Source organism: Noviherbaspirillum phoenicis (genome assembly GCF_047237965.1).
Taxonomy (GTDB): Bacteria; Pseudomonadota; Gammaproteobacteria; order Burkholderiales; family Burkholderiaceae_D; genus Noviherbaspirillum_A.
Window position 1 is genome coordinate 245,270 of the sequence record NZ_JBDFLX010000002.1, and the last position, 24,763, is coordinate 270,032.

Annotated in this window: 23 protein-coding genes and 1 riboswitch; of the genes, 8 read left to right on the forward strand and 15 right to left on the reverse strand. The window is 63.5% G+C overall.

Annotated elements, in window-relative coordinates; all coding sequences use genetic code 11:
* Positions 1 to 5 precede the first annotated feature (5 nt).
* From uca to ABC383_RS20710, 5 genes are all read right to left on the reverse strand, one after another.
* The gene (uca, locus tag ABC383_RS20690; RefSeq protein ID WP_413016772.1) at positions 6 to 3,605 is read right to left on the reverse strand and encodes an urea carboxylase; all 3,600 of its coding nucleotides are present in this window, start codon (positions 3,603 to 3,605) and stop codon (positions 6 to 8) included.
* Positions 3,606 to 3,689: 84 nt separating this feature from the next.
* Entirely contained in the window at positions 3,690 to 4,346 is a 657-nt protein-coding gene (locus tag ABC383_RS20695; protein ID WP_413016774.1) for an urea amidolyase associated protein UAAP2, read from the reverse strand.
* A 49-nt stretch (positions 4,347 to 4,395) separates the two neighbouring features.
* Entirely contained in the window at positions 4,396 to 5,178 is a 783-nt protein-coding gene (locus ABC383_RS20700) for an urea amidolyase associated protein UAAP1 (protein WP_413016776.1), read from the reverse strand.
* A 20-nt stretch (positions 5,179 to 5,198) separates the two neighbouring features.
* Entirely contained in the window at positions 5,199 to 6,071 is an 873-nt protein-coding gene (locus ABC383_RS20705) for an ABC transporter ATP-binding protein (RefSeq protein WP_413016778.1), read from the reverse strand.
* Positions 6,050 to 6,871: an ABC transporter permease gene (locus ABC383_RS20710; RefSeq protein WP_413016780.1), complete on the reverse strand. Its 822-nt coding sequence runs from the start codon at positions 6,869 to 6,871 to the stop codon at positions 6,050 to 6,052. Before ABC383_RS20710 ends, ABC383_RS20705 begins: the two co-directional genes overlap by 22 nt.
* A gap of 51 nt (positions 6,872 to 6,922) precedes the next feature.
* Positions 6,923 to 7,036, reverse strand: a riboswitch (guanidine-I (ykkC/yxkD leader).
* 351 nt (positions 7,037 to 7,387) lie between these two features.
* Here ABC383_RS20710 and ABC383_RS20715 point away from each other — a divergent pair.
* Positions 7,388 to 9,538, forward strand: a complete 2,151-nt coding sequence (locus tag ABC383_RS20715; protein WP_413016782.1) for a hypothetical protein — start codon at positions 7,388 to 7,390, stop codon at positions 9,536 to 9,538.
* Positions 9,539 to 9,574: 36 nt separating this feature from the next.
* Here ABC383_RS20715 and ABC383_RS20720 read toward each other — a convergent pair whose 3' ends face one another.
* The 3 genes from ABC383_RS20720 to ABC383_RS20730 form a co-directional block, all read right to left on the reverse strand.
* Positions 9,575 to 10,096 (reverse strand): hypothetical protein, encoded by a 522-nt coding sequence (locus ABC383_RS20720; RefSeq protein WP_413016784.1) that lies wholly within the window; start codon positions 10,094 to 10,096, stop codon positions 9,575 to 9,577.
* 76 nt (positions 10,097 to 10,172) lie between these two features.
* Complete coding sequence (locus ABC383_RS20725; RefSeq protein WP_413016786.1) at positions 10,173 to 11,072, reverse strand: TorF family putative porin; 900 nt, start codon at positions 11,070 to 11,072, stop codon at positions 10,173 to 10,175.
* 140 nt (positions 11,073 to 11,212) lie between these two features.
* Entirely contained in the window at positions 11,213 to 11,410 is a 198-nt protein-coding gene (locus ABC383_RS20730; RefSeq protein WP_413016788.1) for a hypothetical protein, read from the reverse strand.
* A 214-nt stretch (positions 11,411 to 11,624) separates the two neighbouring features.
* Here ABC383_RS20730 and ABC383_RS20735 point away from each other — a divergent pair, with 214 nt between their 5' ends.
* Positions 11,625 to 12,254: a class I SAM-dependent methyltransferase gene (locus ABC383_RS20735; RefSeq protein WP_413016790.1), complete on the forward strand. Its 630-nt coding sequence runs from the start codon at positions 11,625 to 11,627 to the stop codon at positions 12,252 to 12,254.
* Positions 12,255 to 12,754: 500 nt separating this feature from the next.
* Positions 12,755 to 13,048 (forward strand): hypothetical protein, encoded by a 294-nt coding sequence (locus ABC383_RS20740; protein WP_194715686.1) that lies wholly within the window; start codon positions 12,755 to 12,757, stop codon positions 13,046 to 13,048.
* Between the two features lie 47 nt (positions 13,049 to 13,095).
* On the opposite strand, the gene ABC383_RS20745 is transcribed toward ABC383_RS20740, so the two are convergent.
* The gene (locus tag ABC383_RS20745) at positions 13,096 to 13,539 is read right to left on the reverse strand and encodes a hypothetical protein (protein ID WP_413016792.1); all 444 of its coding nucleotides are present in this window, start codon (positions 13,537 to 13,539) and stop codon (positions 13,096 to 13,098) included.
* A gap of 754 nt (positions 13,540 to 14,293) precedes the next feature.
* Between ABC383_RS20745 and ABC383_RS20750 the strand changes: the two genes are divergently transcribed.
* The gene (locus tag ABC383_RS20750; protein WP_413016793.1) at positions 14,294 to 15,811 is read left to right on the forward strand and encodes a hypothetical protein; all 1,518 of its coding nucleotides are present in this window, start codon (positions 14,294 to 14,296) and stop codon (positions 15,809 to 15,811) included.
* A 93-nt stretch (positions 15,812 to 15,904) separates the two neighbouring features.
* On the opposite strand, the gene ABC383_RS20755 is transcribed toward ABC383_RS20750, so the two are convergent.
* Both ABC383_RS20755 and ABC383_RS20760 read right to left on the reverse strand, forming a co-directional pair.
* Entirely contained in the window at positions 15,905 to 16,345 is a 441-nt protein-coding gene (locus ABC383_RS20755) for an Hsp20/alpha crystallin family protein (protein WP_413016795.1), read from the reverse strand.
* A gap of 21 nt (positions 16,346 to 16,366) precedes the next feature.
* Positions 16,367 to 16,843, reverse strand: coding sequence for an Hsp20/alpha crystallin family protein (locus ABC383_RS20760; RefSeq protein ID WP_413016797.1), 477 nt, complete (start codon positions 16,841 to 16,843; stop codon positions 16,367 to 16,369).
* Between the two features lie 723 nt (positions 16,844 to 17,566).
* On the opposite strand from ABC383_RS20760, the gene ABC383_RS20765 reads away from it, so the two are divergent.
* From ABC383_RS20765 to ABC383_RS20775, 3 genes are all read left to right on the forward strand, one after another.
* Positions 17,567 to 19,249, forward strand: a complete 1,683-nt coding sequence (locus tag ABC383_RS20765) for an L-lactate permease (protein WP_413017382.1) — start codon at positions 17,567 to 17,569, stop codon at positions 19,247 to 19,249.
* A 381-nt stretch (positions 19,250 to 19,630) separates the two neighbouring features.
* Positions 19,631 to 20,095, forward strand: a complete 465-nt coding sequence (locus tag ABC383_RS20770) for a sigma-70 family RNA polymerase sigma factor (RefSeq protein ID WP_413016799.1) — start codon at positions 19,631 to 19,633, stop codon at positions 20,093 to 20,095.
* Positions 20,055 to 20,258: a sigma-70 family RNA polymerase sigma factor gene (locus ABC383_RS20775; protein WP_413016801.1), complete on the forward strand. Its 204-nt coding sequence runs from the start codon at positions 20,055 to 20,057 to the stop codon at positions 20,256 to 20,258. The genes ABC383_RS20770 and ABC383_RS20775 overlap by 41 nt, the downstream gene beginning before the upstream one ends.
* 69 nt (positions 20,259 to 20,327) lie before the next feature.
* Here ABC383_RS20775 and ABC383_RS20780 read toward each other — a convergent pair whose 3' ends face one another.
* From ABC383_RS20780 to ABC383_RS20790, 3 genes are all read right to left on the reverse strand, one after another.
* On the reverse strand, positions 20,328 to 21,134 hold the full coding sequence (locus ABC383_RS20780) for a hypothetical protein (protein ID WP_413016803.1): 807 nt from the start codon (positions 21,132 to 21,134) through the stop codon (positions 20,328 to 20,330).
* On the reverse strand, positions 21,115 to 21,297 hold the full coding sequence (locus tag ABC383_RS20785) for a hypothetical protein (RefSeq protein ID WP_413016805.1): 183 nt from the start codon (positions 21,295 to 21,297) through the stop codon (positions 21,115 to 21,117). The genes ABC383_RS20780 and ABC383_RS20785 overlap by 20 nt, the downstream gene beginning before the upstream one ends.
* A 328-nt stretch (positions 21,298 to 21,625) precedes the next feature.
* Positions 21,626 to 21,913, reverse strand: coding sequence for a hypothetical protein (locus ABC383_RS20790; protein WP_413016807.1), 288 nt, complete (start codon positions 21,911 to 21,913; stop codon positions 21,626 to 21,628).
* A 377-nt stretch (positions 21,914 to 22,290) separates the two neighbouring features.
* Here ABC383_RS20790 and ABC383_RS20795 point away from each other — a divergent pair, with 377 nt between their 5' ends.
* Positions 22,291 to 24,282, forward strand: coding sequence for a bifunctional diguanylate cyclase/phosphodiesterase (locus tag ABC383_RS20795; RefSeq protein WP_413016809.1), 1,992 nt, complete (start codon positions 22,291 to 22,293; stop codon positions 24,280 to 24,282).
* Positions 24,283 to 24,334: 52 nt separating this feature from the next.
* Here ABC383_RS20795 and ABC383_RS20800 read toward each other — a convergent pair whose 3' ends face one another.
* Positions 24,335 to 24,757, reverse strand: coding sequence for a carboxymuconolactone decarboxylase family protein (locus ABC383_RS20800; protein ID WP_413016811.1), 423 nt, complete (start codon positions 24,755 to 24,757; stop codon positions 24,335 to 24,337).
* Positions 24,758 to 24,763 lie beyond the last annotated feature (6 nt).

Genomic DNA, 24,763 nt, shown 5'->3' on the forward strand with positions numbered 1-24,763 from the left:
GGGTTTCAGCGCAGCACGGCCAGGGTCTGGCCCGCCGTTACGCCCTGGCCCTCGGCCACGGCGATACGCACGATCTCTCCGTCGCGCGGCGCGGCGATCTGCATTTCCATCTTCATCGATTCCACGATCACCAGCGTGTCGCCGGCGCGCACCCGGTCGCCGGCCTGCACCTGTACCTTCCAGATGCTGCCGGCCACCTGCGAGGTGACGGCGTCGCAGTCGGCCGGTATCTCTTCCGGTGGCGCGCCGGCAGGCCCGGCGCTGTCCTCGGCGACCGACAGCCCGGCCAGCGCCCAGCGCTCGCGCTCGGCGTCGAACGCGGCCTGCTGGGTTTCCTTGAAGGCGGCGATGGAGGCGGCGTTGTCGGCCAGGAAGCGCTGGTAGTCGGCCATCCGGAAGCGGCCTTCCTCGATCTTCAGCGACACCCGTCCCGCCAGGAAGTCCTTGCGGTATTGCAGCAGCGCGTCGGCTTGCATCGGGTAGAAGCGGATCTGGTCGAAGAAGCGCAGCAGCCAGGGCTTGCCATCGGTGAAGTCGGCGCTCTGCCGCCAGCGGTTCCACATCTGGATGGTGCGGCCGACGAACTGGTAGCCGCCGGGACCTTCCATGCCGTACACGCACATGTAGGCGCCGCCGATGCCGACCGCATTCTCCGGCGTCCAGGTGCGGGCCGGGTTGTACTTGGTGGTGACCAGGCGATGGCGCGGGTCGATTGGCGTGGCCACCGGCGCGCCCAGGTAGACGTCGCCCAGGCCCAGCACCAGGTAGCTGGCGTCGAACACGATGCGCTTGACCGCCTCGATGTCGGCCAGGCCGTTGATGCGGCGGATGAATTCGATATTGCTGGGGCACCAGGGCGCATCGGCGCGCACCGACTGCATGTACTTCTCGATCGCCAGCCGGGTTGCGGCGTCGTCCCAGGACAGCGGCAGCCACACGGTGCGGGTCGGCACCTCGATATCGTCCACGCCCGGCAGCGCCTGCTCGGCCTTCCGCAATGCATCCATCAGTCCCGACAGCGCCAGCCGGCTGCTGTCGTAATGCACCTGCAGCGAGCGGATGCCGGGCGTGAGGTCGATGATGCCCGGCAGCGCGCCGGCCTCGCGCAGCGCCTGCAGCCGCGTCATCAGCGCATGCACCCGGAAGCGCAGGTTCAGGTCCAGCACCAGCGGGCCATACTCCACCAGCACGTAATGGTCGCCGGAGCGGCGGTAGGTCACGTCCGGCTGCTCGCCCCGCGCCGGCAGCCGGCGCAGCACCGCGTCGTCGTCCACGCTGCAGTCGGCGCACAGCGGCGTGGCCAGGGGCTCTCCCGAGATGGCCGCGTTCTGCTCGCGCAGCATGCGGTCGGCCTCGGCATGGGCAATGCGATGGAAGCGCACCGTGTCGCCGGGCGCGAGCTGGCCCATCTTCCACAGCTCGGCCTGGACGATGGTGGCGGGGCAGACGAAGCCGCCCAGGCTGGGGCCGTCCGGCCCGAGGATCACCGGCATGTCGCCGGTGAAGTCCACGGTGCCGATCGCATACGCGTTGTCATGGATGTTGGATGGATGCAGCCCGGCCTCGCCGCCGTCGGCCCGCGCCCATTGCGGCTTGGGTCCGATCAGGCGCACGCCGGTGCGGCTGGAGTTGTAATGCACCTGCCAGTCGGTGCCGAAGAACATCGCGATGTCGTCTTCGGTGAAAAAGTCGGGAGCACCGTGCGGGCCGTACAGCACCGCGATGTCCCAGTGCGCCGCCGGGCGCGGCGCCAGCGCCTGCGCAGCCTGCGGCGTCATGCGCGGCAATGCCTGCGGCTGGCCCAGGTGCAGCACGTCGCCGCCGCGCAGCACCCGCCCGCCGTGGCCGCCGAGCTGGCCCAGCGTGAAGGTGGACTTGCTGCCGAGGTAGTCGGGCACATCCAGGCCGCCGGCCAGCGCCAGGTACACGCGGCAGCCGTAACCGCTGATGCGGCGCATGCGCAGCGTCTGGCCGCGGCGGATGGCCAGCGGCTGCCACATCGGCACGGGCTCGTTGTCCAGCAGCGCTTCCACCGGCGCACCGGCCAGCGCGATCTCGGTGTCGCAGTTGAAGACCAGGGTCGGGCCGGCGACGGTGACCTCCAGCCCGGCGCTGCCTTCGGCATTGCCCACCAGCCGGTTGGCAAGGCGGAACGACAGCGCATCCATCGGGCCGGACGGCGGCATGCCCACGTCCCAATAGCCCAGCCGTCCCGGCCAGTCCTGCACCGTGGTCTGCACGCCGCCTTCCAGCACGTCGATGGTGCGCACCGCCGGCATGAAGTCGCCCAGGCTGCGGGTGGTGTGGCTGGCTTCCACAAAGGGCTGGTAGCGGGTCAGCGCTTCCAGGTAGGCGAGGTTGCTTTCGATGCCGCACAGCCGGGTCGCCGCCAGCGCCCGGCCCAGCCCGGCCAGCGCGGCGTCGCGGTCGGGGGCAGCCACGATCACCTTGGCCAGCATCGGGTCGTAATGCGGCGTGACCTCGGCGCCGCGCTCGACCCAGGTGTCGACCCGCACGTCGTTGGGGAACGCGACCTCGGTCAGCAGGCCGGTGGCGGGGCGGAACTGCTTGGCCGGGTCTTCCGCATACAGCCGCGCCTGCACCGCGCAGCCCTGCGGCCTGACCACGATGTCCGACAGCAGCGGCAGCGTGCCGTCGGCCAGGCGCACCATCCATTCCACCAGGTCGATGCCGGTGACGGCTTCGGTGACGCCATGCTCGACCTGCAAGCGGGTATTGACTTCCAGGAAGTAGAACGCGTGGGTGCGGGCGTCCATCACGAATTCCACGGTCCCGGCGCTGCGGTAGCTCACGGCCGAAGCCAGCTTCACCGCCATCGCATGCAGTTCCTGCCTCACAGCCTCCGGCAGATTCGGCGCCGGGGTTTCCTCCAGCACCTTCTGGTTGCGCCGCTGCAGCGAGCAGTCGCGTTCACCTAAAGCGATCACATGGCCGCGGCCATCGCCGAAGACCTGCACCTCGATATGGCGCGCCGCCTCGATATAACGCTCCAGGAACACGCCGGCATCGGAGAAGTTGGCCTGGGCCATGCGCCGCACCGACTCGAAGGCCTGCTCCAGTTCCTGCTGCGAACGGCACATCTGCATGCCGATGCCGCCGCCGCCGGCGCTGCTCTTCAACATCACCGGATAGCCGATGCGGGCAGCGGCGGCAAGCGCTTCCCCGATGCCGGCCAGCAGGCCCGTGCCCGGCAGCAGCGGCAGGCCGTTGTCCTCGGCCAGCGCACGCGCGGTGTGCTTGAGGCCAAACACCCGCATCTGCTGCGGCGTCGGGCCGAGAAAGGCGATGCCGGCCGCCTCGCAGGCTTCGGCGAAGGCGGCATTCTCGGACAGGAAGCCATAGCCGGGATGGATGGCGGTGGCGCCGGTGGCCAGCGCGGCATCGATCAGACGCGCGGCCTGCAGGTAGCTCTGCGCGGCCGGCGCCGGGCCGATGGCCACGGCTTCATCGGCCTGGGTCACATGCAGGGCGTCGGCGTCGGCGTCGGAATAGACGGCGACCGCGCCGACCTCCATGCGCTTCAGGGTGCGGATGATGCGGCAGGCGATGGCGCCGCGGTTGGCGATCAGGACTTTGGCTGGCATGGTGAACTCTGTGATTCATTGCGGGTCGTCCCGCGGTGTGACGGGGCGTCGCGGGTCGTCCCGCGCGCCGGTGCCGGCGTTCGTTCAGGCTGGCAGCGGGTCCCAGATCAGGTAGCGCACCGCGGTCGGGTTGTAGCCGTTGCACGGATTGTTGAGCTGCGGGCAGTTCGACACCAGCACCAGCAGGTCCATCTCGGCGCGCATCTCGACATACTTGCCGGGCGCCGAGATGCCGTCCTCGAAGGTCAGCCGGCCTTCCGGCGTGACCGGCACGTTCATGAAGAAATTGATGTTGGAGACCACGTCGCGCTTGTCCAGGCCGCGCGCGTCCTGGCCCAGCGCCAGCAGGTAGTTGTCGCGGCAGCTGTGCATGAAGCGCTTCTCGATGGCATAGCGCACCGTGTTGCTTTCGGAGGCGCAGGCGCCGCCCAGCGTGTCGTGGCGGCCGCAGGTGTCGGCGGTGATGGTAAGCATGGGCCGGCCGGCCGATGACATCAGCGTCGAGCCAGCGCCGAGATACAGCCTGCCTCCTGCCGCGATGGTGCGGGTGAGGCTGTAACGCTCGGACGGATCGGCCGCGCTGTAGAAGATGGTGTCGACCGCCTGGTTGCCTTCGAGGTCGACGATGCGCAGCACCTGGCCGGCCTTGAGTTCCATCAGCCAGGGTTCGCCGGCCGGATGGATCATGTCGGCCGCGGCCAGTGCCGGGTCCAGCGTGCTTTCAGTCAGTGTGGCTTGCATGGTGTTTTCCTTGTTCTGGTATGGGCATTGGCATCATCGGGTCCGGACGTCACAGGAAGTACCGCTCGGTATTGATATACCCGCGCTGGTTCTCCGCACAGGCGTTGCGGCACACGTCATCCATCCCCGCCGTGCCGGAGCGCCAGCAGGACAGCCGCACCGGCTTGGGGTCATAGCGGGTCGCCGGGTCCAGCGGATGCTGGCAGGCCGACAGCACCACCAGCACATTCATCTCGCAGCGCAGGTCGATGTACTGGCCTTCGCGGCGATGGGCGGCGTCGAAGCGCAGCGCGCCGTCGGCATCCGCCACCACCTTGGAAAAGAAGTTGGCATTGGCCACCAGGTCGCGCTTGCCCATGCCCCATTTGCCCAGCTCGATCAGGCAGCCGTCCTCGCCATTGCGGAACATCGCATTGCGGTGCTCCTGGTAGCGCGCCACGCCGAAGCGCCGTTCCACCATGGCCGCGTCGGACATGCCGCACACCGTGTCATGCCAGCCGCAGCTGTCCTCGGCGATGGCGCACAGCACCCGGCCCATGTCGGAATACAGCACATGGCCGCGCGTGAGCATCGCGGTGTGCTGCGCCTTCAGGGTGTCGGGCATGTTGTAGCGTTCGCTGCGTTCCTCGAAGTTGTAGAACAGCGCCGACAGGTTGGCGCCGCCATGCAGGTCGGTGATGCGCAGCGTGTTGCCGCGCCGGACCAGGCCCGACCAGTGCGCGCCGCCCGGCATGGTTTCCTCCCACAGCAGCAGCTCGGGCGAATAGGGCGTGGAATGGGCCGGCACGGCGGCGCGGGCCAATGCCGGCAGGGTGGAAAAGGTGGTTTGCATAGGTTGAACTCCCTTGTTGTTCAGGCTGCGGCCTGCAGGTTCAGGCGTTCCAGCAGGTCGCCGTCGGTGGCCATGCCGGAGGTGTCGCGGATGCGCGCCAGGATCTGCTTTTTCATCGCCAGGAATTCCGGCGCATGCTTCATGTCCTGCTCGCGCCGCGCCGGCAGCGGCACGTCGTAGGTGGTGTCGATGCGGCCGGGCCGCGGCGCCATCAGCACCACCCGCTGGCCGAGATAGATCGCTTCCTCCACATCGTGGGTGACGAAGACGATGGTGGTCTTCTCGATCCGGTGCACATGCAGGATCAGGTCATGCATCACTTCGCGGGTCTGGGCATCGAGCGCGCCGAACGGCTCGTCCATCAGCAGGATAGCGGGGCGCGACATCAGCGCCCTGGCAATCGCCACCCGCTGCTGCATGCCGCCGGAAAGCTGGTTGGGATAGGCATGGGCGGCGCTGGACAGGCCGATCAGGCGCAGCAGCGCATCGGCGCGGCCGCTGGCGGCCTCGACGTCGGCCGAGCTCATGTCGCCGCGCTTGGCGCGCAGCTTGCGGCTGAACTTGATGTTCTCCATCACCGTCAGCCAGGGATAGAGGCTGTAATGCTGGAACACCATGGCGCGGTCTGCGCCGGGTCCGTTGACGGGCTGACCGTTGCTGTCGAGTTCGCCGCTGCTGCGGTATTCCAGGCCGCCGAGAATGCGCAGCAGCGTTGACTTGCCACAGCCGGAAGCGCCCACCAGCGTAACGAATTCATTGTCCCTGATGTCGAGATTGATGTTCTCCAGCGCCGTCACCGGCTTGCCGCCATCGAACACCTTGCCGAGATGGCGTATTTGTACCTTGTTCATCATGTGCACCTTGTTCATGTTCAGGCCCTGGCTTGCGCCCATGGAAAGAGCCGGCGATGCAGCCAGCGGAAGCCCTGGTCCATCACCAGGCCGATCAGGCCGATCAGGATGATGCCGGCGAAGATGGTGTCGGTCTTCAGGAAGCGCTGCGCCTTGAGGATGGAATAGCCCAGGCCGGAATTGGCGGCCACCAGTTCGGCCACCACCAGATAGGTCCAGGCCCAGCCCATGGTCACCCGCAGGGTGTCGAGCAGCGCCGGCTTGGCCGAAGGCAGCAGCACCAGCTTGATGATTTCGTAGCGGGTCGCGCCCATGGTGTGGGCGGCCTCGATCTGGGCCCTGGGCGTGCGCCGCACGTCCTCGGCCACCATCAGCAGCATCTGGAAGAAGGTGCCGATGAAGATCACCGAGATCTTGGCGCTTTCGTCTATGCCCACCCACAGCATGATCAGCGGAATGAAGGCGACTGCCGGCATGTAGCGAATGAAATCGGTCAGCGGCTCCAGCATCGCCGCCACCGGCCGGAACGAACCGATCAGCAAGCCCAGCGGCAGGGCCAGCACCGCCGAGAGCAGGAAGCCGGCGCTGACGCGGTAAATGGAGATGCCGGTATCGGCCAGCAGGTCGTCCTCGGTCAGCCAGGTCAGCACCCGCCTGGCGACCATGGCCGGGCTGGGCAGGAACACCGGGTCGATCAGGCCGGAGGCGGCCAGCACGCCCCACAGCAGCAGCGGCGAGAACAGGCCCAGCGCGGCAAACATCCAGTACTGGCGGCGGCCCAGGCTGCCGGCGATCGTCCAGATGCCGGGTGGGCGTGGCGCGCGGTTGGGAGGTGCGGACATGATGGCTCCAGGTCGGGTTTGCAAAGGCGAGAGAGCGCGTAGGCAACGCAGTTCTCCCGGGCTTTTGTCCCTCCGTGGAACCCCGCGCAGTGACAGCGTGCGGCGGGGCCGATGGCTCTCGGACCAGACACCGCGGATGCGGCCGGAACCCTAGCGATCTTGAGGCGTGCTTGCCTGAGGTCAGGCTGACGCGACTCTCTGCAACAGGCTTTGCAATAACGGTGCCAGCCTGCCAGCGCGGCGGACGCGCATGGTGTGCCTCGTCTTGGTGCGGTGAAAGTCCGAAAAATTGTTTGACGCACTTTTGTGAAGCCAGTGCCGGCAATGGCGCATCGGCATGGTGCGCTATTTACACATGCGTTCGCGTTTTATTGAATAATTTTGCACGGATAGAACCCAATATCACAGGTGGGTTAATCAATGTGTTAACTAAAAGAGATTAAATAAGTAACGCATTATGTGATGTTCAATTGGAAACTGCTTTACTGCCTAAGCTGATAATCGATCGGAGGAAACATGTCTGTTTATCCGGAAGCGGCACGAAAGGAAGCCACTTCCTTTTCCCTGAACGATATCAGTACGCTCCTGGATAAAATGTCCGATAAAGAAAAAGCTTATTCCTTGAGAGCCCGGTCATCGATACGAACGGTCGATGGAAAACAGGAAACGGTTTATGTCTTCTTTCTGAGAAATGGCAATGAGTCGTTTTTCGAACGATTGGACAATTGGTGGAACGCGAAAGCCCAGCGTGCACTGGTGAGGCAACTCATCTGCACGGCATTGGCCGCCGCAGGCGCGCCTGCAGCATCTGGCCAGACAAGGGTGCGAACACTTGCTCAGGAAAAGGCTTTGTCGCACGTTCGGAAAATGGACAGAATGGCCCCTGAAAAAATTCAGGCGATTTTTTCCGAATGTGTTGCCGCACAAAAGGAAATGCAGGTTTTCCAAAATAAACTTTTGTCTATTTCTTCCGAAGATCGCCTGAAATTCAAGGAATGTCACCAGGGCTTTGATAGCGTGTCAGCCAGGAAGGAAATACTCCCGCCTTTCTCTTTATTGTCTCGGGAAAAATGTTTGGAGAATGACTCTGTTAAAGAGTTATTGGACGAGTCTGCATCGCATTTTGCGGATGCACTACTGAATGCATTCATGGAATTTATTTACGCTGTCGCCGAAAACCGCCCAATGAATGAAACCGGTTTGCCTCTGGTGCTAACATTTATCGATCGGTGGAAAGCAGCACGGCAGGCGTCCGGCCAGGCAGGCTCTGCCGACCCCGCTGTGACGGAAGGAGAGCGCAGGGCAGCATGCCGGGCGGCAATCGATCTATTGATCGATCTCTGCGACAGGCTGCCCCCGGCACCGCCGCCGATGGCGTCGCAGACGCTACCCGAACGCCGCATGGCCCTTGTGCCGGCGTCATCCCAGCCGACCGCGACGGGGCCTGTTCCTCCGCCGCGCTCCGCACCCTTGCCGGTGCTGCCAGCCGGCCTGTTCCAGTCTCTCTGGGCCTGCAGCGCCGGACGCTCGGCCGGCGCTGTTCATGCCGCGTCGCAAGCCCTGATGCCCGCCGCAAGGAGGATGGTCCGCCGCGCGCCCCTTGTCGCCCCATCCGCCCCAGCCAGGCCGCCAGTCCGCACGGCGGCGACCACGCCGATCCGGCCAGCACAGTCGCCGCAGCACATTCCCTGCGACTATCAGAGCGAACTGGACATGGCCGATATCGACAGGGAAGCGGTCATCCTCATTGCCCATGAGGGCAGGCTGTTTTCACTGTCGCCGGCATGCCGTCGATGGCTGGCGGAACTGGACGGGAAACAGCATGCCGGGGAAGGGCGCTTCAGCAAGGTGCCGTATCAGGGCCAGACCGTGCTCCTGGCGCGAGCAGAGCAGGCGTCCATGCATGGGCATCTGGATGCGGCGGCAATCCGCAGGCTGGGCGAGGTGTATGACGCGGCTGTCCAGTTAGCCATTGCGCAGAACAGGCCAATCTGCCTGACCGACCTGTTCGATTATGATCCGCGCACGGCGGATCAATGCGTGGAAGCCATGCTGGCGCCGATCCGGCGCTGCTACCGGGAAGGCCGGCAGCCAGCCATCCACATCCGGGTGACTTCGTCCCGGCTGCGGGAAACCATCATCACTGCGCTCAAAGTGCTGTTGTCGACGCAGCCGGCAGAGCGGCCAGCGGTGGAAGTCATCGACTGCCTGACCGAGGCCGACCGGCAACTGCCTGGCCTGATGATGATCAGCCGCGATTCCGCCGATCCGCTGAATAGGGCTGTGGCGCGGCGCCATGCGCAGCAGGCCGGAGCGGCAAGGGCTGGCGCCGCTGCGGCGTCCCGGGTCGTGCCGCGCAAGCTGCTGGGCAGCCAGGCCCGAACGCATCTCTACTACCTTGCCCAGCCTTGCCCGCTGAAGAACGGCTTGCCGGACGGAGCGCGCATCGCAGACGAATACACGACCCTGTTTCACGAGGCCAGGCAACACCAGTGCATGCTCGTCACGCTCGAGGTCCTGTCGGAAACACCGGGACACGAAGGCTCTTCGGTTGCCGCCCTGTCGGCGGCCATCATGGCCGCCCGTGCCATCATCCCCGCGCTGAAGGTGCGCATCGTGACCAGGAATAAAAAGATCAGGAACAACATGCAGAAGGCCATTCTCTAGCCGAGAGGCTGCTGTCAGCCGGGGCAGCGCTTCCGGTCAGAAGCCAAAATCCTTCTTCGCCTCGCCTTGCTCTTCGCCCGCGCTGTCCCGCGTACGCCGGCTTTCCAGCACCAGCAGATACTTGTGCACCCCGAGCACTTCCCGGATCAGGGTGACGCCGACCGCTGCATCCCGTGGGGTGAACTGGCGCACATTGCGGCTTACGCCCGGTTCAGGCGGCAATGGCGCACCGAACACCGTGGTCACCGCCTCCTCGAAAGCCTTGAGGTTGTCCTCGCCCGTTGCCGAGCGCAGTTCCACCCGCACCAGCCTGTCGCTTTCGAAGCAATACAGCACGCCGAACAGCTGGGCCTCGCCCAGGCGCAACTCTTCCCTGCGGTTGCCATAACAGCCGGGCGGATTGCTGACAGCGATCGCGTTGGGCAGGCGCGTCACCGGATCGCCCCATTTCATGCCGCGAAAACCATCGGGCACATTGGCATGGGCCAGGCACGCGAAAGCCTGCAGCAGGCTGCAGGCGACGATGTTACGCACAAGGTGACGATGACGGCGACGCATCGGGCGTGGACTCCCCAGTCAAGCGGTCGGGGGCTGATTCTAGCACCCGCCGCCCGCCGCCTAGCCCGCCCGGGGGTCAGAAGCCGTAGCTGATGCTGGCCACCACCTTGTTGTCCTGCTTGATGCCGAAGCGCGTCTTGCCGGCGATGATGGCCTGCAGGCCCCAGGTCAGCGGCGTGTCCAGGATGGGCTGGGTGAAGCCCAGTATCAGGTGCCGGAAGCCGCTGGAGATCGGCGTGTTGCCGGCGTAGCAGCCATTGACGTTGAAGGCGCTGCCGCCGCCGCAACTCGTGTTGGTGAGGGTGTCGGTGGTGCCAAGGAATTTGCCTTCCTTCTTGTAGACGTAGCCGCCCAGGCTGCCCAGGAAGGTGATCCTGTACGGCAGCGCATGGGTGTAGTTCAGGGTGACGTAGGTGTCGCCCTTGTTGCCCCACACGACATCGTTGAGCAGGGTCTGCGCCGACAGCGCAAAGTCGCCGTAGGCCAGGCCCAGCTTGGTTTCGAAGGCGTTGGCGTGCTTGCCGTTGATGTAGTAATAGCCGGTCAGCCCGGCGGTATAGCCCAGGTCGCCGGCCTTGCCGTTGTAGCCGGCGTAGAAATCGTTCTCGACCGACTTGTCGTTCTGGAAGCCGCTGACGATGTTGCGGTCGTCGTAAGAGCGGCCCAGCTGCTTGTACGAGTAGTTGATGCTGGAGGCAAAGTAACCGGCGTAAAACCCGCTTTCATGCACGAAGTCCAGGCCGCCCTGCAGCGCCGGGCGGTCGGACTCGGGCGCGTCGGCCACCTTGTTGCCCAGGGTGGGCAATGCGTTGCCGTACGTCGTGGTGGCGCCGCGCAGGTAGTAGCGTGACACCAGGTCGATATGGCCCGTGACCGTATAAGGCGCGGCGGGTGGGTCGGCAGGCGCATCGGCGGCGAAGGCGCTGCAGGCTGCGGTCATCGAAAATAAGGCGGCGAGGGAAATCCTGGCAGTCATTGCGGTTGGCTCCTGTTGATGGATGTCTTATTGCTTCACGTCCACCTTAGCGAGATGCATGCCATGCAATCCGCTGACGCAACAGGAATGAAAGGACGGAAAGGCAAGTTGCAGGTGCGCTGCACGCCACGCTGGTGCATTCACGCACCTTCGTATGGCGCGGCTGCCTGACGGCCGGACCTGGGCTGCCGGGCCGCCAGAAATGCCAGGCAGGCCGGCGTCTGCGCGCTGCATTGGCCGGATAGGCCGGGCCGGAAGACCAGCAGCAGGAGAGCGCCGCGCAGCAATGCGCCGCCGGCGCGAAGGGGTTTCAGTGGGCTGAATCGGTTGGCTTGCATGCAGACTCCTGGCGCGAAAAAAGCAGGCCCGTGACGGGACGGGCACGACGTAGCGGGATCGCACGAAACATGCCAGCCGGACGGCGATTCCAGCCGCCGGCTGCGCTGCGCCGGCCTTCAGCGCAACCGGGCTGCATTTCGCCACAACCATCGAACTAAGCAGCACCGCCGACGGTCCATCGGCAAGGCAAACAACCGGAGCTTCAGCACCTCTATGAGTACGACCCCGACCGCGGGCCAGTCCGGCCCGCAGAGTGAGTCGACCGGCAATGGCAGCCACCTGCATGGCTGCCCGGCAGCGCAGCAGTCATGGCGTGCGCACTACCGAGCCGGCCTATGGGATGATCTGGACAGCGCGGAACAGCCCGCGCCTTATCTGACGATCTGCGAACTTTATCAACGGCATGTGGGCGATGGCGCCCTGCTCGACATCGGCTGCGGCGGCGGCATGCTGTACCGCTATCTGACCGAGCACGCCGGCCTGGAGAGCGGCTCCTACACCGGCGTCGATGTTGCCGACGACGCCGTGCGCCGCGCCACCGCCAGCTTTCCCGGCGTCAGGGTCAGCCGGCGCAATTACGACTGCGAGACGGTGGGCAGCCGCTTCGACTGCGTGATCTTCAACGAATCCCTGCAGTGCTTCGATGATCCGCAGGCCATCCTGGAAAAATGCGCCCGCGACAACCTGCATCCCTGCTCGGTGCTGATCGTGGCGATGTCCGGCTGGGAACATGCAGCGCTGTGGCAACTGCTGGAGCGCCGTTACCAGCTGCTGGACGATCAGGACGCGCGCGGCGACGACGGCCGCGCATGGACGGTCCGCGCCTACAAGATGCCGTGCTGAATTGACCCGGCAGAGGGCATCTAGGAGCCTGTCGCACCGTCAGGAAGCGCGGCAAGCAGCCGCTTGCCAACCGTAAACCGTGCCGCCAGCCACTGCGCCGGCTCTGACCGCACCCATAAGGGATTTCCACGCTGGTCGAACCCAAGCGCCGCCAGACTGTCCATGCAATGCGTACGGACGGCGCTGTCACGCGCAAGGCAAGCCAGACGGGCAAAAAAAACCCGCTCACAGGGAGCGGGTAAATCCATCCTTTGGGAGGGTGGAGGAGACAGGTGCAACTATATCCTCTCCACCCGGGCAAATAAAATTCCGTGTTTCAATACCCGTTATATGAAATGTTGATGACTGGGCAGGAAGGAGCAAGGGAATCTCAAGGAGCCGGACAAATGTCCAAGCAGGCAGAAATTGCAAATTAATCACTCTAAAGTTTGCTCTGCACCAAGTTGTTTATTTCTTATTGGTATATTATTAACCTATTGCAACTTATTTTGGACAACGCCATGGACGAACAGCATCCGCTCACTTCTCAGCTGGAATACAACCCGGACAAGCTTCTGGACGCTTTACTGGATCGGCTGGTCCTGAAAAACGATGCGGCGCTGGCCCGTGCGCTGGAGGTTGCCCCGCCCGTCATCAGCAAGATCAGGCACCGCCGTCTGCCGGTTGGCGCTTCCATCCTGATCCGCATGCACGAGGTGTCGAACCTGCCGATCCGCGAACTGCGCGATCTGATGGGCGACCGTCGCCAGAAGTACCGCCTGAGCGACGTGCAGGGCAAGCCGAAAGAGGCTTGAGCCGCTTCCAGGCAATGGATGGCGCCGGTCTGGCCGGCTTGCAGCGCTCAGTGCAGCTGCTGGGTCAGCCGCGCCTGCGGAGCGTCCAGGGCGGCGACGGCCTTGCGGAAGAAGCTGCTCTCCTGGACGCTGGAGGTGTCGATGCGCTCGGTGCCGGTAAGGCTGATTTCCTCGCACAGCTGCTCGATGACGCCTGTCAGAAACCATTCTCCGAACAACTGGATGTCGCGCGAGGCCAGGTCGCCCAGGTCGATCAGGTTCAGTGCCTGCGACCAACCCAGCGTTTCTATCCTCTCGCCGTTATCGTCGGTAGTGACTTTCGGCCAACGCGGGTCGCGGACTGATTCCGTATCGCGGTGCTCGTGGGCGCGCGCGATGCGCCGGATGTCCTCGACAGCGAAACGTACTTCCCGGTCGACAACGACGCGCAGCGCCTGATCCTCGTACCAGAGGGTTAATACCTGTTGCGCTGCAGTCTGCGTAGCATCCATGGAGGTTCTTTCTGAAAAGGGGGAGGGCCGGCTCCAGCCGCGTCCTGTAAATTTCGGCGTTGTCCGCCTGTCCTGTTATCGGTTTCCTTATGGAAACATTTAGGGTGGGAAGCAAATATTTGCTTTGAAATTTGATGTAGAGCAGTAACATTGCTCTCTTGACAAACAGCCCAATTTCGTGCAACCGGCGAACTATAACAGCACTTTTGTTTGATGTCAGAATCCGCCTGAGACGCTCGTTGCCGGTTAAGCATGCTATGTGGAGCGCAGTGGAAGCCTTAAAAAGCGGGCGGCCCGATCCTGTTCGTGGCATGTTTGTCCCGCATCGCTCATTAAACTTAATGCAAACGCCTGGCTCAGGCTTGATGGAACCAGCCTTCCAATAAATCGGTGCAGCAGAGTACCGCCGCTTCCGGTACACTCCCGCATCCGCTGCGACTTTGCTTTAATGGCATGCTTCCTGAGCCGGGTCCATCCATTCCCTGCCATGCACCGGGCGAGCGCCCGGACTGGCGCTGCCAGGCAAGCCATTGTGGAGCGGATCGTCAGCGGTGGCTGACGAAGGCCAGGAGCAGGCCGGCGTGCCAGTCTGGCTGCATCAGTGAAGTCGATCGACATGCCCGGCATCTCCAGGCCCGACTGCGCAACGTCGTCTCGCCAGCTATTCATTGAATGCGGCAATACGCGCTCAATCCACCACGAGAGTGGGCTGCTGCAGAGTCACCCGTGTTTAAACAAACCGTTAAATTAAGCCATGCCTGATAAAACTGAAAAATCCGCCGCTCCCAAGGTCATTAAATGGACGGAAGAGGAATGGGCCAGCGTTGCCAATCATCTCTTTGAACAAAAGGGCGCCGTGCTGCTGTCGTCGCCGCGCCTGGAAGAGATCCGCGCCAAGGATGTATTCATGGCGCAGGAGACGCTGCCGGAAGACCGTCATCGCAAGCTGATTTCCATCGCGCAGGGTTTTCAGGGCATCCGGGACAGGCTCAGCACGATTTTTCAGAACATGAACAAGGTCCGCCAGGATGACCTGTTCAAGCGCGAGCAGGCAGGCGCCACGGCGGATGCCGACACCGCAGACACCGCCATGACAGCGCCGGCGCCGGCGCCGGAACCAGCGCCTTCGCAGCCATCCCGCAGGTCTGGCCGGGACAAGGCGCCGCAGCCGGCGCCGCTCGCCGGCGCGCAGCAGGAAATCCAGGCCCAGCCGCAGGAACCGGCCGCGGCCACACCGGCAGCGCAGCCGAGCGCTCCGGCGAAACCGGACGAGTCGGCGCCGGCGCAGCCGCAGCCGGTCATTCCAGACAGCCCTGCTCCGGCAGCCGTGCAAACCGAGTCGCTGCCCGAGCCACAGGCGCCCGCGCAGCCGCAGCAACGCGACGCGGGCCGGGCGTTCCCGCAGCAGGAGCAGGCGCCGCGCCGGCCCGAGCAGAATGCCGCGGCCGGCAACCGCGATCGCCAAAGGGAGCGTGTCCAGGAGCCGCGTACGCAGGGTGCCTGGGCGTCCACGCAGGCATCGGCTGGCTTCATCGAGGCCGCCCGGCCTTTCGTTGCGATGGTATGCGAGGAAATGGCGCTGGCATTGGTAAAGGTCATGGGCGGCAAGGCAGGCGAGCAGCAGCTTGCCGGCATCATGCAGAAAGCCCTGTCGCAACTGGCATCCGGCCAGGGCAATGGCAATGCCGGCTACGGCGGCCGTCCGGAACGGCAGCCGCGCCCGGAACGCCAGCCCCAGCCAGAGCGTCAGCCTCAAGCGTTCAGTGCGCCAATCGATACACCCGAACGCGCCGCGCCCGACCTGCTGGATGACGAAAGCAGCCATCCGGCCGAGGTGCAGCCGCTATTCGACCCCAAGCTGCCTCCTTCGGCCAACAGCGACTTCAAGCCGACCATCGGCCTGGTGGGCGCCAATACCCGTGAACTGGATGACCTGCAACTGCTGTACCCGCAATTGCGCCTGACCGTGGTGGCGCCCGACGCGGTGCGCAGCGCCGACGTATTCCGCCAATGCCAGCGCATCATCGGCCTGCGCGAGGATGTATCGCAGCCGGTGGACGAACTGCTGCGCCGGCTACTGAGAAACCGCTACATCCGGATTGCCGGCGGCATTCCCCGGGTGCGCGAGCAGCTCAATGCCTGGCTGCACAATCCCGGCTCCATCAATGCCGAGCCGCGGCCGCATGTGCCGCGCGGTCCGAAGGGCCAGGGGCAGGGCCAGGGCGAAGGCGGCAAGAAGCGTCACAATCGCCACCTGCGCGCCCCGCGCTGATTGCCTTTCCCAAGAGCCTGCGCCGCCTTTTGCCGCGCAGGCTCCTGGAGTGCAGGCTGCTGCGCGGCGCTTGTCAGGCCGCGCAGCAGTCGGTCATGCCACCTTGACTTCGATGCGACGCGGCTGCGCGTGCTGCGCCTTGGGTATGCGCAGGGTCAGCACGCCATTCTTCAGTTCGGCCGACGCCTGCTCGGCATCGAGTTCCTTGGACAGCGTGAAAACCCGCCGGTAGCGCGGCATCGTCACATCGGCGTGGCTCGACTGCATGTCCTGCGGCACGTCGAGCGCCACGGTGCCTTCGATGGTCAGGCTGTCGGTCTCGAGGTGCAGGCTCAGGTTTTCCCTGGGTACGCCGGGCAGATCGGCATACAGGGTGATGCCGTTGGCATCTTCCACCACGTCAACCGGCGGCAGCGCCGCCCGTTCCTGTGCTTCCTTCGGCCTTCCGCCCGTCTGCACGGCCTGCTGGCCGCCCTGATTCTGCTGTGCCGGTTGCTGGGTGGCGCCGGCGTTGCGGGTGTTGTCTTCAGCCATGATGTCCTCCTTTCCTTGTCCTCATTGCACACTGATGCGGCGCGGCTGCACCTGCTGCCTGCGCTTGACGCTGATATGCAGCACGCCATCGCGGTATTGCGCCGACACGCCATCCGGGTCGGCATCTTCAGGCAGGCTGACCACCTTGCGAAAACGGCCGGCAAAGCGCTCGTTGATATGGACGGTCGATCTGCCGCCGTTGCCTGCGCCACCGCTGGCGTTGCCGCCTGCACCTCCCGTGGCAGTCATATCCGGCCGTTCGCCGGCCACGGTCAGCACACCGCGCTCCAGGTTGACTTCGATCGCGTTCGGATCCAGGCCGGGAAGAAAGGCATACAGCTCCACCGATTGCGGCGTGCTGCCCACATTCAGGGCCGGAAAGCCGCCACGGCCGACGCCACGGATACTTGGCTCCATGCCGAATGTTTGCTGCATTTCACGCTGGATACGGTCCATTTCGGCAAACAGGTCGCCGGGAAACACTGATCTGTAAAGCATGGCGAAATCCTCCTTTATCGTTGGGAGAATGCTTAGATAGATCCGGCGTGCCAAAACGTCAAGATGAATGCATGCGGTTTGAGGTGCGTCTAGGAGACTGTGCGGCAGACGGCGGCCGGCTGCGACATGCGTGGCGACGGTCCAAGCCAGCATTGCCTTTTGGAAAAGGCATTTCTCCGGACCAGCTGGCGCCATCGGGCTTACCGGCTTTCCGCACGCCATGCTTCGCCGTCTTGCGTCGCAGGGGCTTCCAGGCCAGGCAGTTGTCAGATGGAAAGAGGGTTAAAGAAGGCACCGCGCCTTGACCTGATGCGATTGGGATGCTGCAGGAGCTGGCATGCTTCGCCATGCCTTCCGCTACAGAATCCGGAAGCGCGGCAGGCTTGGAATTGCCTCGTTCAGTCCTGCAGTGCAAAAAGGAAACTCCATTTCCTGTCTGCCAAGATTCGGCGGCCCCTTGCCATGTTGCGTATTTATAAGGACCTTTCAGAAGCATGCCCTCGGCGCGGCAGATTATCCCTTAAACTGCGCGGCGATTAGTGAAACTATGTTTCGCCATGCAGTAATTATTTTCATCTAAATATTGCTCGTCGATAATTTTTTTTGAAAAACAAAGTATTACAATCCGGTGCCGGAAGTTTTGAGTGCCAGGACGAGACGTGCCGTCGGGACTGCCACCTTACCGGGGCAAGAGACAGAATGATTCAATAAGAGGAGAAAATGATGTGGCAGCAAGTGTATGACCCCCTGGGCAGTTTTGCCCTGTCCACCGTTGCAGCCGGGATTCCGGTTGCGGTACTGCTGGCGGCGCTGGCATTTTTCCATATGAAAGCCCACCTTGCCGCCGGCCTGGCGCTGCTCGTTGGCATCGGCATTGCCGGATTCGTGTTCGGCATGCCGGTTGCGATGGCGGGCAAGGCTGCTGGCTATGGCGTTGCCGCCGGCCTGTTTCCGATTGGCTGGATCGTACTGAACATCATCTTTCTCCATCGTCTGACGACCCTGAACGGTTACTTCAAGGCACTGCAGAACAGCATCAGCGGGGTGACCGAAGACCGCCGCCTGCAGCTGCTGCTGGTTGCCTTCTGCTTCGGCGCCTTCTTCGAGGGCGCTGCCGGCTTCGGCACGCCGGTGGCAGTGACCGGCGCCATCCTGATCGGCCTGGGCTTCTCGCCGCTGGCTGCGTCCGGCCTGGCACTGATCGCCAACACCGCGCCCGTGGCCTACGGCGCGCTCGGCGCGCCGGTCCTGGCGCTGTCGGCCGTGACCGGCCTGGACCTGCTGCAATTGTCTGCAATGATCGGCCGCCAGTTGCCGTTCTTCTCAGTGCTGGTACCGTTCTGGCTGATCTGGGCCTTCGCCGGCTTCCGCGGCATGCGCGAGATCTGGCCAGCCATCCTGGTTGCCGGCGTTTCCTTCGCGGTCCCGCAGTTCATCGTGTCGAACTTCCACGGCCCGTGGCTGGTGGACGTGATCGCATCCATCGTGTCGATGGGCAGCCTGACGCTGTTCCTGAAGGTCTGGAAACCCAAGAAAATCTGGACCTCCACCGCCATCGTCAATCGCCATGACACCTCGATGGACGACATCGCCGCCAATGGCGCCTCTGCCGCCGCCGTGGAAGCCAACGCCGGCGCGGCAAGCATCAGCATGGTTCGCGCCTGGGCGCCCTGGGTCATCCTGTCGGTGTTCGTGTTTATCTGGGGCACGCCGGCATTCAAGAAGATCATGGACGGCCTGTGGGCATGGAAATTCGCCATTCCCGGCCTGGACCAGATGGTCGTCAAGATGCCGCCGGTGGTCAGCAAGCCTTCGCCGGAAGCTGCGGTGTTCAACTTCAATGTGCTGTCGATGGCCGGTACCGGCATCCTGGTGTCGGCGCTGACGGCGGGCCTGATGATGGGCTACTCCTTTACCCGTCTGCTGAAGGAATATTGGGAAACCATCAAACTGGTCCGTTATTCTCTGCTGACCATCTGTGCAATGTTCGGCGTCGGCTACCTGACCAAGTATTCCGGCCTGGATGCCACCCTGGGCCTGGCGTTTGCCCATACCGGCATGTTCTATCCGATGTTCGGCACGCTGCTAGGCTGGCTGGGTGTGGCGCTGACCGGTTCCGATACCGCCGCCAACGTGCTGTTCGGCAGCCTGCAGCGCACCACCGCCGAGCAGCTGGGCCTGCCGCCGGTACTGATGGCAGCGGCCAACAGCTCGGGCGGCGTGATGGGCAAGATGATCGACGCACAATCCATCGTGGTGGCCTCCACCGCCACCAAGTGGTATGGCCATGAAGGCGACATCCTGCGCTATGTGTTCTTCCACTCGATCGCGCTAGCCATCCTGGTCGGCTTCCTGGTAACGCTGCAGGCGTATGTCGCGCCGTTCACACACATGGTGGTGCGTTAAACGCGCTTGTTGATGTAACAAAGTAGCGAAGTAACCATGCCAGGGGATGCGAATTCCCCTGGCATTTTTTTTGTCTCTGCTCCTATCTCGCTCGTGTGATTTCCATTCCTCGACTGGAGCAGGGACTCGCCCGCGTCAATAGCTGACGCTTGCCTTCCGCCTGCCACTGTCGGCGTGCGGCTCGCTGCTTAATGCAGAATTCTGGCTCGCAACATCCCCTCCTGAACACCGCCCACAATTTTTTTCCCCTCGTGCAATTCGCGTCGTGCTGCGTGGACATATTTCCCCGCATTCACGGTTGCCGCATTGACAGCGGCAGCGCAGCGCCAGACTGGCCATCAGCTTGTTCGAATCCATCCACCTGCACCGGAGGAACAGACCATGGCGACAGTCTCCGCAGGCGTGCCGGAGCTAGCCGACATCCTGCTTTGGCAATGCTATATCCATTCCCGCTCGGCCGAATTGCGGCTTGCACTGATACTGCGCTACCTGCCGTACGCAAGAAAGGTCGCTGCCCACCTGCACGGCAGGCATCTGCGCTGCGAGGCCAGCGTTGAAGACTATATCCAGTGGGCTTGCGTGGGCTTGATGGAAGCCTTCGATCACTTTCAACTCAATCGTGGTGCGCAATTCACAACCTATGCGCTGCCTCGCATGCTGGGGTCCATCAGGGACGGGCTGGAGACCATCACCGGGCGATGGCAGGAATTCGCAGTGGCCCCGGAAGACATGGAAACCCTGGTATCGGCAGAAGCGGAAGGGCCGGACCAGGTCGGAGTGGAACTCGAACGCAGGCAAATGCGCCATGCGTCTTCATGGCCTGCTCAAGCACCTGACCGCTCGTGAGGAATCGGTGCTCAGGCTGCACTACCTGCAGGGATGGAGCTTCAAGGAAATTGGACAAGACCTCGGCATCACCAAGGGACGCGTATCGCAATTGCATGGGCAGGCGCTGGAACGACTCAGGCAGTTGCTTGCCCAGGTTCCGCGCCACGATGCCTTCCTGTAATGCGACCGCACTGATGTTTTCGTCAGCCTGCAAAACGGTGTGATTGCCAGGGCAAAGGCGCCCTCACATTCATCTCGCGGCCACGGGGCCGGCCGACGGCAATTTGCGCTGCAGGATCCACTCTGCAATCGCATGCACGGCGGCTGGCTCATGACCCAGGTAGCCATGGGCGCTGAACGGACCGCAAGCGTCGCCGCCGGAATCCTGCTCGCCGCCAACCCAGACCACGGGATAGCTGCCGGACAGGCTGCGGGCCGTGTGCGGCGGCGTTGTCTTGCATCCATCCGCCACGTGATGCACGAACAGCAGGGGCTGGCGTATCGTGGAAAAGTCAAAGCCTGACAATCCAGGGCCTGCCCGGGATGCCTGGAACAGGGTGGAGGTCAGCACCACGCCATCTACCTGGGCCGGCAGCGCCAGCGCGAGATGTGCCGCGGAAATCGTGCCCCGGCTGGTGCCAACCAGATAAACATGGTTGACGCCGGTCTCCCGCTTCAGGTGCGCCAGTACTTGCGCCACTTCGTCCGCATGCGGCCCGGACATGCGTGCCTGATCGGACAGTGAGCCGATATCGGGGCTCGGGTCATACACCGCCACAGCCAGCTTTTCCTGCGCAAACAAGTGCCTGGTGCGCACCAGGAAGTTGGCGCCCGGCTGCGGAATGCCTTCTGCCAGCCTCACATTGCCTTGCCCGCCCGCGAACAGAATGACGCCGGTGTCCGGCCGCGGCGCCAGTGCGGCGTCGACCGTCAGCAGATAGCGCAGGCGGGTTCCATTCGGCTTGGCGAGGTCAATCAGTTGATCCGTGACCACCGCGTGCGCCTGGCTTGCGATCAGTCCCGTGACCAGCATCCATCTAGTGAAGATTCGTTTCATGCGCCTGCGCCTCGTCCGTAGTCAGCGGTTTGGAAAGATAGGCCGGAATCATGCAGCGGTAAAGCAGCGGATGCAGAAAAGGATTGGAATTCATTTCAAGCACGCGGATCGACCGATCGTCGGCGAGCATGGCGTCCACCGTATAGGTGGTGCCGGCCCGCACTTCTTCCGGTATGCCGCACCAGCTTGCACGACCGATAGCTTGCCCATGCCTTGAAAAGCAGCTTGTCGCTGGCCATTTCCCAGCGCTTGTTGTAATAGGGTAGCTAGCCGATGAAGCGCCTGGCCCGGGCGCTGAAGTCGAGGGTGTACTGGCTAACGCCATCGACCTTTACCAGAAGCTGCGGATACAGCACCAGGTTGCGCCTAGGCGCGCGAATGAAGACGAAGAAGTTCCGCAGACTTAAAATGGCTATGTCTCCCAAAGCCTCCACGGTTTCCTGCAGCAGGATGAAATGGTCGAGCAGTTCGCCTTCCTTGATCGGCCTCGCCTAGCCGCCCATCGCGAAAAAGCCGCGCGAACGCTGGCTACCCAACGCGTCATAAATCGCTGAAACGCTGCGTAGATCGATATGTTCCAGCGCCGGCGCATCCACCACGGGATGCAGCAAGCGTAGCCTGGATGAGCGAAGCGAAATCCGGGATTTAGTAAACCAAGAATTGATCGACAGGGTAACTTCGTCGCGCGTTGCTTCTTGAAATAATAGGTAGCCCAAGCTCACAGCCGTAGCAACTGCCGAATAAAACTGGTTATTCAAGCCTCGGAAATCTCTGGGCATTCATTGCTTTTCCAGGATAGATCTTTCCCTTCTTGGCTCAACAAATACCGCTTTGAATCAAGGAAAGGTGGTCCGGGTTTCGCTCGCGCTCAACCCAGGCTACGCTTGCTTATTGGCTTCAGAAACACAGCTTTGGGTTAACGGAGAGTTGGCCCCGCGTCCCTTTTCTCTCATCCTGCCTACATTCAATCCAGCCGCTTGACGACCCACTGTTCCGATATCCTCGCAAGAACCATCGATGTAAATTCGCAACAATTCCCCAAGCAAACTTTTAAATTGCCTCATGGCATTGTCAAATATTGCATCCTGGAATCATCAGTGATGCTTGCATGACATAATCTTGGTACCACCGTACGGAATGAAAAATTATCAGAAGCATGACGACGCACAAAGAGCCGCCAAGCCCATCAGAAGAACAGCAGCGGCTCCATGCGCTGAGCGCCCTGCAGCTGCTCGACACCAGCGCCGATCCGCGTTTTGACCGCATTACCCGTATCGCCGCCAGGCTGTTCCAGGTGCCGATCGCCCTGGTTTCCATGCTCGATGACGAACGCCAGTGGTTCCGGTCGCGCCATGAGATGGACACCGCCACGTCTTTGCATGCGGTAGCTCTTGGCTACCAAGCGCTGTGCAATGGCGAGGCGCTGGTGGTGCCCGATACGCTGGAAGATCCACGCTTTGCCGATCACCCCATGGTTACCGGCTCGCCCCATGTGCGCTTCTATGCCGGCTACCCGGTGCGCAGCCAGGAAGGCCACGCGCTGGGCGCCCTGTGCCTTGTCGACATCAGGCCGCGCAATGATGACGACATCGATCTCGACAGCCTGCGCCACCTGGCCGAGATGGTGGAGGAGGAGATTGGCAGGTCGGTCATTGCCGCGCGCGCGATGGCGCGCGACGAGGAACTGAACGCGGCGCTGCGCCATCTGTCCTCGCACATCCATAATTCGCCGCTGGCGGTGGTGCAGTGGGACCATGCGATGCGCACAGTGTCATGGTCGGACCGGGCAGAGGAACTGTTCGGCTGGAGTGCCGAGCGCATGCTGGGCGTGCCGCTGGGCGAGGCCGGGCTGGTGCATCCGGACGATGCGCCGGCCATGCTGGAAGGCATGCGCCAACTGCTGCAGCGGCGCGGCCTGCGTAATGTCAGCTACGGCCGCAGCATGCACCGCGATGGCCGCATGGTGCATTGCGCCTGGCATAACTCGATCCTGTTCGCCGAGGATGGCGCGCCGATTTCCATCCTGTCGCTGATCCAGGACGTGACTGCCCAGCGCGAGGCCGAATTTGCGCTGCGCGCCAGCGAGGCGACGCTGCGCACCACCTTCGAGATGGCGCCGGTCGGCATCGCCCATATATCGCTGGAAGGCGCCTGGCTGCGCGTCAATCCACGCCTATGCAGCATCCTCGGCTACGACGCCGACGAGCTGCAGCGCATGACCTTCCAGCAGGTGACGCATCCGGACGACCTGGCGGCCAACCTGTCGCTGCTGCGCGAGGCGATCGAAGGGCGGCGGCATGCCTACAGCATGGAAAAGCGCTATCTGCGCAAGAACGGCGACATGGTGTGGGGCGCGATCACGGTATCGGTGAACCGGCCGCCCGACGGCAGTCCGGCTTACCTGATCACGGTGATCGAGGACATCCATGCGCGCAAGCAGGCCGAGCTGGCCTTGCAGCGGCACCAGGAAGAGCTGGAAAGCAGGGTGCAGCAGCGTACCCGCGAACTGCAGCACAGCAATGAGGAACTGGCGCTGGAAGTGCAGCAGCGGCTGCATGCGGAAAGCGTGCTGCGGGCCAGCGAGCAAAAGCTGCAGGCCCTGGCCCGCATGGACGCGCTGACCGGCTTGCCCAACCGCCGTCACTTCGATGAGAAGCTGGACGAAGCGATCCGGCGTGCCGGCCGCACCGGGCAGAGGGTGGGCCTGATGTTCCTCGATGTCGACCACTTCAAGCGCATCAACGACACCTTGGGCCATGGCGGCGGCGACATGGTGCTGCAGGAGTTCGCACGCCGGCTCTCGGGCGCGGTGCGCGCCACCGACAGCGTGTGCCGCCTGGCCGGCGACGAATTCACCATCGTCCTGGAAAACCTCGCTGCCGCAGCCGAGGCGCGGCTGGTGGCCGGCAAGATACTGGAAGCGATGCGCCGGCCGTTCGATGTCGATGGCGTGCTGCTGCCGGTCTCGACCAGCATCGGCATCGCCTGCATGGGCGCGAATGGCCGGCAGGCGCAGCAGCTGACCAGGCGGGCGGACGAGGCGCTGTACAAGGCCAAGCAGCTCGGCCGCAACCAGGCCTGGCTGGCCGATGACGGGCAGGAGGAAGAAACCTGCCTGGCGGCCGCAATGCGGCGCGCCAGCGCTTAGGTAGTAATAAGACGACGCAGACGCCTCGCCGCGAGTCCGCTACCGCATCGACTCACTCCACCTGAACGCCGGCATCCTTGAGCACCGCGCCCGCGGTGCGAAAGGCTTCCAGCGCCGCCGGCGCGCCGGCATAGACGGCTGACTGCAGCAGGATTTCCTGCAGTTCGCGTGCCGACACGCCGTTGTTGAGCGCGCCGCGCACATGCACTGCCAGCTCATGCTGCTTGCCCAGGGCGGTCAGCATTGCCACCGTGATCATGCTGCGCGACTTCGCATCCAGGCCATCGCGGCCCCAGATGGCGCCCCAGGCGGCCTCGGTCACATATTGCTGCAGCGGACGGCTGAAGGCGTCGGCATTGTCGAGCGAACGCTGGACATGGGCCTCGCCCAATACCTCTACCCGCTTGGCCAGGCCGCGCGCAAATTCGGGCGTGTTGAACTCTTCCGGAATATTCATCGCTTGCCACTGCTCCATCGTTAT